Genomic DNA, 11,813 nt, shown 5'->3' on the forward strand with positions numbered 1-11,813 from the left:
CGATGCAGCTCTCCTTTTGGAGAGAATTCATCTAACGAGCCCGCTAAAACCTGGTAGAGCCATTCATTGCGACCGGCATATCCCCGGCCTGCCTAAAGCACCGGTTTAGTCGGCGCCGCTTAGCCTGTTGTCTCTTCCAAGCAGGTTTGAATTTGCGCCGTACAGTTACGTCATCTGGTTAAGCAGCGATTTTTCGGCCGGATACTGAATGTTTGTGTACTGAAGTCTGTCCCGATTAAAGGCTATATCTATCGTCCGATGTCCTTTTAATCGATACTCTGCGGGCCGGTTTGTCGAATGAAGCTATCGGCCGAAAGTGTCTGCGAAGACGTGCAGGAAAAGATGTGAGTTTTGCGACGCCCAAGATGGTTTAGCTAATTTCAATGACCATATAGGAATTAACCCTGACTAATAATGCAAAATCCTGTTACTAGTGTCATGATTCACATTCGGTTACGTTTACTTAGCCGTGTCAGGAGAAATCAATGAAGAAATATGAATTTGCCTACGGAAAAGGCAAGAAAGAGATCGAGCTTGACGAGTCTCTCGTTCTCAAAGAAGTTAGAACTAATGATTTTGAAACCATTAAGGACATCCCTTATGAAGTACTCGAAGCGATCTACCATCCGATTGGATGTGCTCCGATCAATGAAATCGTTAAACCGGGACAGAAGATAGCCTTTATCTGTAACGATCCGACTCGAGTAGCAAATTCCTATGACTTTATGCCTGTGCTGGTCAACGAGATGAATAAGCTCGGCGTGAAAGACGAAGACATGCACATTGTTTTCGCACTGGGTACGCATCGTGAGATGACGCATGAGGAAATGGTTCAGGCCGTCGGAGAAAACGTCGCCTCGCGCCTCAGAATGTATAACAGCGTCAGCACCAATCAGGAGGACTTTAAATATTTCGGTACAACCTCTCGCGGTACGCCCGTGTGGATTAATCGCCATCTCTGTGATGTTGACCATGTCATTCTGACCGGTACTATTGTTCACCATTACTTCAGCGGATACGGCGGCGGAAGAAAGGCGATTCTTCCGGGCTGTGCTGCAATGGAAACAGTTCGCGTCAACCACAGTTTCATGCTTGATCCGCACGCCGGTCTTGGCAAGACCGAAGGCAATCCCTGCTACGAGGATCAGATGGAAGGTGTTGCTCTATTTGCAAAAGGACGCTCTCTCTTTCTTTTCAATGCAGTACTTAACGCCAAACATCAGTTCCTCAAGATGTTTGCAGGTGATTATGTGAAAGCGCATCAAGTTGCCTGTAAATTCGTGGATGAGGTTTACGGCAGTGTCATTCCGAAAGAAGCCGATCTAGTGATCGCTTCCTGCGGCGGCTGGCCGAAAGACATTAATGTTTATCAAATGCAGAAGACGATGGATAATGCGGCCTGCGCGGTGAGAAAGGGTGGCGCTGTGATTATGGTGGCCGAATGTGTCGAAGGCAGCGGGTCGGCTGTTCTTGAACAGGCCTGCCGCAGACTCGGTTCTCCTCAGGCGATTCGCGCCGAGCTTGAAAAGGATTTCCGTATTGGCGCAAATAAGGCTTATGCCGTGACGCGCCTGATGGAAAAAGCGAAGTACTACCTCGTGACCAAGCTTGACCGCGATATGGCCCGCGATATGCTTTTCTCCGGTGCTTTTGACACGATCGAAGAAGCGCTTGCCGCCGCAGAAAGCGAAATCGGCAAAGTTGAAAGCATGATTCTGATGCCGGAGGGTTCTCTCACCGTTCCGCGCGTGGAATAACAGGCTGAAAGCTGAATAAACAAGGGCGCCCGCGGCGCCCTTTATCATTTGCGGTCAAAAAATCCGGAAAGTTTGTCCATGGGGACGATCGGAACCGGACCGAAGTTATTCTGCCGCTCTTTAACGAGCCGCTCTAATAGTGAGCGCTCTTCAGAAGATAAACGTTCATACTCCTGCGCCTGTACGTGCAGCTCGTACGCTTTGCCTCCAACCTTGCGGAGACGAAATGCGATCTGCGGATTCGAAGACTCAGCGAACGCTTCAAAAATTTCTCTCTCAGTTTCCGCGATATTTTTCAGGTCTTCGGCCGACACGGCTGTGTCATAGGGCAGTCGGGTCAGTATGCAGGGGCGGGCCGCCTGATCAGGGTTGTCAAAGCCGAGCGCTCTGCCGAGCTCTCGGATTTCCGGTTTGGAAATCTGCGCCATTGCCAGCGGCGAATTGATCTTGAGTTCGCGCAGCGCAAGAAGCCCGGGGCGATAATTGCCGAGGTCGGAATGGTTGGTTCCGTCGCACAGCGGAAATGACGCGATTCGAAGGAGTTCTGTAAACAGCATGCGTTTGCAGAAGTAGCATCTTTCCCGACAGTTGCGGCTGACTTCAGGAGCTTGAAGCGGATTTAATTCGACAATCTTAAGTTTGAATCCGTGTGAATCGGCCCATGCCCGAGCTTCAAGCGTTTCCTGTTCGTTGACGTGCGGGCCGTGCACGTGCAGAAGTTCGATCTCAAAGTCCAGGCGCAGAGCAAAGAAACTCAGAAAGCGGCTGTCGAGGCCGCCGGAAAACGCGATGGAAACACGCCGACCAGGCGCGGCCGTTAAAAGAGCGTTTTTAAGCCGCTCAATTCTTGCTTCATCAGGCTCCAAGCTCTTCTCCAAAGGCAAAAGTGGCTCCGTTGGGGACGCCTTCATAAACATATGTGCCGTAAACTGTTTCGATAGTCTTAACCGTCATTGCGGGCCAAGGGCCGAATTCTGCGTCAAACGCCTTGAGAAGCGCCAGACCGGTTGGCGTCACGGTTTCTCCTTCTGCGAGGAAGGGACGAACGGGGACGTCTTCTAAAAGCGCTTTAACGGCAGGTGCCGGAGACGGGATAACGCCGTGCGCGCAGACAATGCTGCCGTCAGCGATCGGGAGAGGGCTTACGATCAGACGATCAGGGTTCAGACGTGTGTAGAGCTCGCAGGTAAAACAGATGTCAAGAATACTGTCGAGCGCGCCAACTTCATGGAAATGCACTTGTGTGAAGGGCAGACCGTGAACTCGGCCTTCCGCCTCCGCAATTAAAGTAAAGGCTTTTTCCGCATAACGTTTAGCGTTGTCTGATATGTCCGCGTTTCTGATAATGGCGAACACATCGGCAAGATTTCGGTGCTCATGCTCGTGCGGCAGCTCGACGCTGCAGTGAGCGCCTCGAATCCCGTTGACAAACTTATCCGTGAGCTTGATGCTGCCTTTCAGTGCTGGAAGGATTCCGTTGAGGATTTCTTCGGCCTGTTCATTGTTCATTTTCAGCATGCACATGAGACCGCAGAGAAACATGTCGCCGGCGATCCCGGAATGCAAACGAATAGTAAGGACCTTAGCTCCGGCTCTTGTGTGTCGGCAGTGCGAATGCTCGTGATGATGACCGCAGCCGCAATGGTCATGACCGTGCTCATGGCCGTGGTCGTGATGATGTTCCTGATGGTTGTTCATTGGCTTTTACTGATTGGAAAAAGAAGAGAGAATCTTATAGGCGAAGCAGGCCGCGCCGAACCCGTTGTCAATATTTACCGCTGAGACGCCCGGGGCGCAGGAAGCGAGGATGCAGTTCAAAGCGGTTTTACCGCCTTCACAGACGCCATAGCCGTTTGAGACCGGAACGCCGATGATAGGGCGGCTGGATAGTCCCGCAAGCACACTGATGAGAGCGGCTTCCATGCCAGCGGCCGCGATGATGACATTGTGGCGGTTGATTCCGTCAAGCGCTTTTTGCAGGCGCCACAGTCCGGCAACGCCGCAATCCTCGAACATTTCAAATTCTGTGTTCATGAATTTCAGCGTGGCGGCGGCCTCGTAGAGAACACGAGCGTCCGAGGTTCCTGCTGAAACCAAAGCGACGGAGCCTGCGACTTTATGTTCTACCGGACGATTGAAGGCGCAGCGGGAAACGGGGCAGTACTGATATTTTGCCGCGGCCTCGGCGCTGAGACCGGAGAAAAGTGTTTGATCCAAACGCGTGAATAAAACAGGATCAGCGTCTTCAGCAGCGAATTGTGCTAGCAGAGAAAGGACTGTATCCGAAGGCTTGCCTTCGCAAAATACGGCCTCCGGAACCGAAGTTCGGTTCCGTCTTTCGTGATCGAATTTAACAGTGAGAGACATAATTTGTAAGAACTGCGCAAACTCGGCGGAGAGATTTTTAGCGATGAATTTACATGAAAAAAAAATCAATGATGGCCGAAAAATCTGAATTTTATTTCAGATAGGTCTAGCCGGTGTTACATTTTTTTAAGATTTAAATTAGCGGAAACCCTAACATTTTAAATAATTGTTGTATTTCAGCAAAAACCCGAAATTTCTATCAAATAATCGTTGAATAACAATATGTTATTTGAAACACTGATTTATTTAAAAAATAGGTGTTTTCACCAATAATGAATAAAATTTTGTATTTCCACTTGTTTCAATACGTAAAAAAGAACATTATTCATATGTCTTACGACAATCAAATCAGAGTTTTACAACAAACGGGGATATTCAAATGAGTATTTACTTTTGGTTTCAGTTCTTTTTACTGATTGCCTTCTTATTCGTATCCGCCCCGAGAGGCGGTATGTTCCTCGGCCTGTTCAGTGGTATTGGTCTTATCGTTATTATGTTCGGACCGAAGCCCTGGCTTGGTCTGCCCCCGGGCAAACCTCCGGTCGACGTTATTCTGACGATTATCGCGGTTGTAGCCGCAGGCGCCACTCTCCAGGCTTCCGGCGGTCTTGACTGCATGCTTCAGATTGCTGAAAAAGTCCTACGTAAACGTCCGAAGATGGTGACATTCCTTGCACCGCTTTGCACATTCACGCTGACAATTCTTTGCGGTACAGGCCACACTGTTTACACGATGCTGCCGATTATTTATGACGTAGCGATCAAGACCGGTGTTCGTCCGGAACGTCCGATGGCAGCTTCCTCTATCGCTGCTCAGATGGGCGTTATCTGCTCTCCGGTGTCTGTTGCCTGCGTTTCCATGGTTGCTCTTATCGCCGGCCACCCGATGGCCAACGGTACAGATGTCGGCCTCGTTGAACTGCTCAGCCTGACAATTCCTGCCGGCCTGATCGGTCTTCTCGTTATGGCCACATACTCCAACTTCCGCGGTAAAGACCTCGACAAAGATCCTGTCTTCCAGGCTCTTATCGCTGATCCGGAAGCTAAGAAGTATGTTTACGGCGACTCTCTCACTCTCCTTGGCAAGAAGCTTCCCGCCAGACAGTGGACCGCTATGTGGATCTTCCTTGGCGTGGTTGCTGTCGTTGCCCTGCTTGGTGCCTTCAGTGATCTTCGTCCGATGGTTGGCAAGAAACCGCTGTCCATGACTCTGGTTATTCAGATGTTCATGCTCGCCTGCGGTGCCCTGATCTGCTTCTTCACAAAGACTCCTCCGAAGTCCGTCGGCGGTACAGCAGTGTTCCGCTCCGGTATGGTTGCTGTGGTCTGCGTGTTCGGTGTTGCTTGGATGTCCGACACAATCTTTAAGGCTCACCTCAACGAACTGAAAGAAGTTCTCGTTGAATACGTCAGGCTTTATCCGTGGGCATTCGCCATCGTTCTGCTCCTCGTTTCCAAGCTGGTTAACTCCCAGGCTGCTTCTGTCGCGATCGTTGTTCCGGTTGCTCTGAGCATCGGTACACCGGCCGGTGTTGTCGTCGGCTGCATCTCCGCTTGCTACGGCTACTACATTATCCCGACATACCCGTCTGACCTGGCTTCTATCGAATTCGACCGCTCCGGTACAACCCACATCGGTAAATTCGTTATTAACCACTCGTTCATCCTCCCGGGCTTGATCGGCGTTATCACTGCGACTATCGCTGGCTACTTCATGGCCCTGGCTAGAGGCTGGATCTAATTAGATCGCTTAGCATCTAACTAATATCTCAACTTAGGGGAAGCTCGTAAGGGCTTCCCCCAAGTTTTTATTAATCTTATAGTGGTATTCCGTGGACATCCTCACCGCCCGTTGATAACGTGAGGCTCAGTCGGAGAATACATAACAGAGGAACAGCTTCATGAATTATTCTGCGCTCGTTGTTTCCAGTGCTCCCGGTCGATTTCCCGAGATGCTGAAGGCGATTGAGTCTCTTTCCAACGTTGAGATCCACCATAAAGACGAGAAGACATGCCGCTGCATTGTCATTATTGAAGGCGAAGATATCGGCGTTGAAATGGACAAATTTAAGGAAATTTCCGCACTAGACGAGGTCGTCGACGCGTCCCTTGTCGCACATAACTTTGAAGAGAGCGCGGAGATTACTCCCATTCAAGATTTAACCCGGCTCAACTAGGGTTCATTTTTAATCTAACTCGCAAAGAGTTAAATACAGGAGCGAAAATGACGATTAATACACCCCAAATTAAACGTCGTGAGTTACTGAAGAGCGGTCTTGCAGCCTCGGCAGCCATGACCGTCGGTATCCCGGTATCAGAAATAGCTAAGGCAGCAGTACAGTCGACTGAAGGCACCGTTGTATGGACCAAAGGCGTCTGCCGCTTCTGCGGAACCGGCTGCGGTCTTTTGGTCGGAACCAGAGACGGTCGCGTAATCGCAACAAAGGGTGATCCGGATGCGCCGGTCAACCGCGGTCTTAACTGCATTAAAGGCTACTTCAACGCAAAAATTCTCTACGGCAAAGATCGTCTGACTCAGCCCCTGATGAGACGCACAAACGGTAAGTTTGATAAGAACGGTAAGTTCGAAGCAGTCTCCTGGGACGAAGCGCTCGATGAGATGGCAAAACAGTTCCTGCGTGTCTACAAGAAAAAAGGACCGACAGGTGTTGCGATCACAGGCAGCGGTCAGTACACCATCCCTGAAGCTTACGCGGCGAGCAAGCTCGTTAAGGCCGGTTGGCGCTCCAACAACCTCGATCCGAATGCTCGTCTTTGTATGGCGAGCGCGGTCGTCGGTTTCTATCAGGTGTTCGGTATTGATGAGCCTGCAAACAACTACAGCGATATTGAGAAGTGCAACACCATGATCCTGTGGGGCAACAATATGGCCGAAGCCCATCCGGTTCTTTGGTCACGTGTTGCCGACCGTAAGCTTACGCACAAAGATACGAAGATTATCAACGTCACGACGTACAGGAACATGAGTTCCAACCTCGCTGACCAAACCATCATTTTCAAACCCAATACCGACCTTGCGATTCTGAACTACATCCTGAGAGAAATCGTCAAGCGCGACGCGGTCGATCACGATTTCGTGAATAAGCACTGCATTTTCGCGGCCGGCGCGATGGATATCGGCTACGGCATGCGTCCGACCGACAAGTACGCATTCCCGGCAGAAAAAGATGTTCAGGCCAAACAGAACGAAATCAAACTCGACAAGTGGGAAGCCATCGCACAGGGCCGTAAAGAGGGTCAGGTTGTTAAACAGACTCAGCAGGGCGGAAAAGCCGGTGCCCACTGGAGCATCACTTTCGAAGAATTCAAGAAAGGGCTGGAGCCTTATACCCTTGACTTCGTTGCGGAACTCTCCAAGGGAGATCCGGACGAACCGATGGAAGAATATAAGAAGAAACTCGTTAACCTTGCCGACACAATGATCGACAAGAAGAACGATGTCCTCAGCTTCTGGTGCATGGGCGCCAACCAGCATCAGCGCGGCGTATGGGTGAACGAGCAGATCTATGCGGTTCATCTGCTGCTTGCCAAACATGCTCGCCCGGGCAACGGCGCGTTCTCTCTTACCGGTCAGCCCTCTGCCTGCGGTTCTGCACGCGAAGTCGGAACGTTCTGCCACAGACTGCCTTCTGACCTGCTCGTTGCCGCAAAACCGGCGCGCGTCAAGAGTGAAAAGATTTGGGGTGTTCCTGAAAAGACCATTAACCCGAAAGTCGGTCAGGCCTTTATGGGAATTCTTCGCGGGTTGGAAGACGATTCCATTAACTTCCTTTGGACTCAGGTTGTGAATCCCTTCCAGGCGGCTCCGAACTCCAACCACTGGCTGAAAGCGGCCCGCCATCCGGACAATTTCATTGTCGTAGCGGATGCCTATCCGACATTCTCCTGCCAGTATGCCGACTTGGTTCTTCCGGTTGCCATGATCTTTGAAAAATGGGGTCTCTACGGCAATGCCGAAAGACGTACTCAGGGCTGGCAGCAGATGGCTAATCCTCCGGGAGAGGCAAGAACCGACCTTTGGACCATGATGGAATTCGCCAAACGCATCAAGATCAAAGACTGCTGGGGCGAACAGCCTGTCCCGGGCCTTAAGGTCGAAGGATATGAAGACGGCAAGCTGCCGAGCGTTCTTGACGCAGCGAAAGAAATGGGCATCGATCCGGAAGCCACGCTCTACGATGTTCTTTACGCTCGTGACGACTACACCAAAGTCGCCTGGCCTGATCCCGATCTCGAAAGCAAGATCAACAGTACAGCTGCTCCTGCCAAACTGAACTGGTTCCCGGAAAAAGCGCTCTTTAACGAGTACCGTCAGTTCACGCTTGGAGACGGCCATGACCTGGCTGACTTCAATACCTACATGAATTCGACAACGCGCGGCCTGATGTGGCCTGTCGTCAACGGCAAGGAAACACCGTACCGCTTTAACCAGGACTATGACCCGTACGTTAAGGAAGACGGTTATCAGTTCTACGGCAAGCTCTTTAAAGCGATTCCGACAGGCAATCTGTACGGAGTGACCGATCCGAAACCGGTTCCACTGCCCAATAAGGCGAAGATTTTCTATCGTCCGTATGCGGCACCTGTTGAGCAGCCTGACCAGAACTATGATCTGTGGCTCTGTACCGGACGTATTCTTGAGCATTGGCATACCGGTTCAATGACCATGCGCGTACCGGAACTGGAAAGAGCTCAGCCGAACGCGTTCCTGTATATGAACCCCGATGATGCGGCTAAGCGCGGCCTCAAGAACGGCGATTACGCCACGGTTGAAAGCCGCCGCGGCAAGATCAGCGCGATTGTTCAGACTAACCAGCGCAACTTCATGCCGAAGGGAACCACCTGGCTTGCGTTCTTTGACCGTAAGGTTCAGACCAACCAGGTTGTGATCGACGCGACGGATCCGATTTCTGAAGAACCGGATTTCAAGAAGTCCGCGGTCAAGGTTTACAAAGCAGGTTAATTCCTTAACGGAGGAGGGCGCTTCTAAAGCGTCCTCCCAAGCTCATTTTCTATGACTACACACTCGAGACGCGATGTGCTCAGAAAGGGCGTGCAGATCGGAGCAGTCGGAGTCGGCGCCGGTCTTCTGTGGGGACTTTTTCTGCAGAAGACGGGGCGGGCCCAAGGCTTTGTTCCTCGTCCTCCCGGAGCTTTGCCGCCGAATGAATTTGAAACCGCCTGCTCTAAGTGCGGGCTCTGTGTGGAAGCGTGCCCCTATGACACACTGAAACTTGCAGGCTTTAAGGATATCGCTGCTCCGGGAACTCCGTTCTTTGAGCCGCGAGAAATTCCCTGTTATATGTGCAGGGACATTCCCTGTGTGAAAGCGTGTCCCTCCGGGGCGCTTCCTCATACTTTCGAAGACATTACCAAAGCAAAAATGGGCGTCGCGGCGATTGACCATAATTCGTGTCTTTCCTGGCAGGGGCTTCGCTGCGAGATCTGCTACCGAGACTGTCCCGAACAGAATAAGGCCATCATTATTGAGAACCATCCGAGGCTTCTCAGCAAGCATGCGATGTTCGTTCCGGTTGTGATGCCTGACAGCTGCACGGGCTGCGGTCTCTGCGTGCACAGCTGTCCGACGGATCGGCCCTCTATCAACATCGTCGATCCGGAAAAATTCCTGGGCAAGATTGGTGATCACTACCGTCTTGGCTGGAAAGAGAAGCTGGATGCTCGAGCAGTCCCCGAGGCTCCGATGAAGGACGCAGGAAAGCCCGGCGGTCTTGATTTTCTGAATTCGGAGCTGCCATGACGGAAAAACAGAAAAAGATACGCCACCTTTCTCAGCCGAAAACGGCAGCCGAATGGATTTATCGTCTTCGGTTTACGATCGCGAGAAGATTCGTGCAGTTTTGTCTTCTGGCGTTTTTTTTCGGTTCTGCTCGATTCGGATTCAAGGTCGCGGATAAATTTATCCTATCCGGTGATTTATCAAGTTCCAGAATCTTGGACATGATTCCGCTTGCAGACCCGTTTGCCGCGCTTCAGCGTCTGTGCGCACAGTACTGGCTTTCTCCGGAAACGCTGATCGGTGCAGGTTTGGTTCTTGCGTTTTACTGGGTTGTCGGCGGCAGAAGTTTCTGCGCCTGGGTATGCCCGATGAATCTCGTGACTGACTTTGCATTTTGGTGTCGGGAAAAGCTCGGTATCAAAACCAATGTGCTGTCCCTCAGTTCAAATCTGCGTTATTTGCTTTTGGCGGTGTCATTGATTCTTTCGCTGTGCACTGGCATTGCGGCGTTTGAGGCGATTAGCCCGCAGGGAGTTCTTTGGCGCGAGATCGTTTTTGGCGGAGTCTATGGTCTGCTGAGTGTGATATTCGGTATCTTTGCTCTGGACTTAGCGGTATCGAAACGCGGCTGGTGCGGCCATCTCTGTCCGCTTGGAGCGTTTTGGGCGTTGTGGGGCCGCCTCAGCGCGACGAAGGTTAAGTTTGACAACGATACCTGCACTCGCTGCGGCGACTGCCTAAAGGTGTGTCCGGAGCCTCAGGTGATCAGTTTTAAGGACGCCGCCAAGGTCGGAATGATTCGCTCGGGAGAATGCACAAACTGCGGAAAATGCGTAAGTGTATGTCCGGAAAATAGCTTGAAGTTCGGAATTCGATTTATTAAAGATACAAAGAAAACTCAATAGGAGTTCCTATGAAAAAACTTTTATTCATCTCATTGTTCCTGATGGCTGCCGCGCCGACAATGGCTCAGAATCCTTCGGATAACGCGATAGAAGATAAATTTGTTCCGCCGATGATTCCTCATCCGGTGGCAAACTTCTTGCCGATTACACCGACGAAAAATGCCTGCCTGATGTGCCATCAGCCGGCTAAACCCGGAGTTGAGGCAAAGAAGGGCCAGCCGACACCGCTTCCTGCCAGTCATGTGACCGGAGATAAAGTTAATCCGAATCGCTATGAATGCATGCTTTGCCATGCGGAAGTTCTTCCCGCGAAGAAGTAATCGCATGAACGCATAAAGAAAAATCCGGGCGAGTGCTCGTATTTTTCTTTTAGAGGTTGTTTTCGCTGGCCCAGACCGCCGCTTCGACTCGTGATCGGAAGGAGAGTTTGCGAAGCAGGTGCTTTACGTGAACCTTTACGGTTCCGTCCGATATGGAAAGGACTCGCGCAATTTCCTTATTAGTTTGACCATGCGCGATAAGTTTCAGAATTTCGAGTTCCCGGTCGGTCAAATCGGACATTCTTCTTTCTTTTCCGAATCCGTCTTCTTTCAGGCATTCCGCCAGCACCTGATTCATGGGTCCGGAGAGGACCGTTTGACCGTTAAGGCCGCGTCGGATGTCTTCTAAGATTTGATCAGGTTCCTGATCTTTAAGGAGGTAGCCGTCGGCGCCGTTCTGGAAACACTGCAGCAAATCGGCCGAGGAGTCGGAAACCGTCAGCATAATGACTCGAATGGACGGGTCTTCCTGTTTTACAGCCGTTAAGATTTCCACGCCGCTGGTGTTTTTCATATTCAGGTCAAGGAGTACCAGATCCGGTTCGGATTGGCGAACGGCAGCCATTGCGCTTTCAAAATCGCCGGCTTCGGCGACCACTTCAAATATCGGGTTCATTCCCAGCAGCTGGACAACGCCTCGTCGGAAAAGAGGATGGTCGTCAACGACGACAACTCGATAAGTTTCTGCCATACCGTTCCTATC

Annotated in this window: 11 protein-coding genes; 7 read left to right on the forward strand and 4 right to left on the reverse strand. The window is 51.2% G+C overall.

Going from position 1 to position 11,813, the window contains the following annotated elements:
* The first annotated feature begins 485 nt into the window (after positions 1 to 485).
* A complete protein-coding gene (locus NFR90_RS04275; RefSeq protein ID WP_160335376.1) occupies positions 486 to 1,757 on the forward strand; it encodes a nickel-dependent lactate racemase family protein in 1,272 nt (423 codons plus the stop codon).
* Between the two features lie 44 nt (positions 1,758 to 1,801).
* Here NFR90_RS04275 and larE read toward each other — a convergent pair whose 3' ends face one another.
* From larE to larB, 3 genes are read right to left on the reverse strand one after another with little or no spacing between them, the layout of a single operon-like run.
* Positions 1,802 to 2,623: an ATP-dependent sacrificial sulfur transferase LarE gene (larE, locus tag NFR90_RS04280; RefSeq protein ID WP_251450952.1), complete on the reverse strand. Its 822-nt coding sequence runs from the start codon at positions 2,621 to 2,623 to the stop codon at positions 1,802 to 1,804.
* On the reverse strand, positions 2,613 to 3,455 hold the full coding sequence (larC, locus tag NFR90_RS04285; RefSeq protein ID WP_160335378.1) for a nickel pincer cofactor biosynthesis protein LarC: 843 nt from the start codon (positions 3,453 to 3,455) through the stop codon (positions 2,613 to 2,615). The genes larE and larC overlap by 11 nt, the downstream gene beginning before the upstream one ends.
* A gap of 6 nt (positions 3,456 to 3,461) precedes the next feature.
* Complete coding sequence (gene larB, locus NFR90_RS04290; RefSeq protein ID WP_160335379.1) at positions 3,462 to 4,124, reverse strand: nickel pincer cofactor biosynthesis protein LarB; 663 nt, start codon at positions 4,122 to 4,124, stop codon at positions 3,462 to 3,464.
* A gap of 379 nt (positions 4,125 to 4,503) precedes the next feature.
* Between larB and NFR90_RS04295 the strand changes: the two genes are divergently transcribed.
* From NFR90_RS04295 to NFR90_RS04320, 6 genes are all read left to right on the forward strand, one after another.
* A complete protein-coding gene (locus tag NFR90_RS04295; RefSeq protein WP_160335380.1) occupies positions 4,504 to 5,865 on the forward strand; it encodes an anaerobic C4-dicarboxylate transporter in 1,362 nt (453 codons plus the stop codon).
* Between the two features lie 160 nt (positions 5,866 to 6,025).
* Positions 6,026 to 6,301, forward strand: a complete 276-nt coding sequence (locus NFR90_RS04300; protein ID WP_160335381.1) for a chaperone NapD — start codon at positions 6,026 to 6,028, stop codon at positions 6,299 to 6,301.
* A 47-nt stretch (positions 6,302 to 6,348) separates the two neighbouring features.
* On the forward strand, positions 6,349 to 9,108 hold the full coding sequence (gene napA, locus NFR90_RS04305; protein WP_160335382.1) for a nitrate reductase catalytic subunit NapA: 2,760 nt from the start codon (positions 6,349 to 6,351) through the stop codon (positions 9,106 to 9,108).
* 51 nt (positions 9,109 to 9,159) lie between these two features.
* Positions 9,160 to 9,906, forward strand: coding sequence for a ferredoxin-type protein NapG (gene napG / locus NFR90_RS04310; RefSeq protein ID WP_160335383.1), 747 nt, complete (start codon positions 9,160 to 9,162; stop codon positions 9,904 to 9,906).
* Positions 9,903 to 10,790, forward strand: coding sequence for a quinol dehydrogenase ferredoxin subunit NapH (napH, locus tag NFR90_RS04315; RefSeq protein ID WP_160335384.1), 888 nt, complete (start codon positions 9,903 to 9,905; stop codon positions 10,788 to 10,790). The genes napG and napH overlap by 4 nt, the downstream gene beginning before the upstream one ends.
* An 8-nt stretch (positions 10,791 to 10,798) precedes the next feature.
* Entirely contained in the window at positions 10,799 to 11,110 is a 312-nt protein-coding gene (locus NFR90_RS04320) for a nitrate reductase cytochrome c-type subunit (RefSeq protein WP_160335385.1), read from the forward strand.
* 49 nt (positions 11,111 to 11,159) lie between these two features.
* Here the strand turns inward: NFR90_RS04320 and narL are convergent, their stop codons facing one another.
* Positions 11,160 to 11,801 (reverse strand): two-component system response regulator NarL, encoded by a 642-nt coding sequence (narL, locus tag NFR90_RS04325; RefSeq protein ID WP_251450953.1) that lies wholly within the window; start codon positions 11,799 to 11,801, stop codon positions 11,160 to 11,162.
* Between the last annotated feature and the right edge of the window lie 12 nt (positions 11,802 to 11,813).

It is taken from the genome of Parasutterella muris, assembly GCF_943193095.1.
In the GTDB taxonomy this organism is placed as follows: domain Bacteria; phylum Pseudomonadota; class Gammaproteobacteria; order Burkholderiales; family Burkholderiaceae_F; genus Parasutterella; species Parasutterella muris.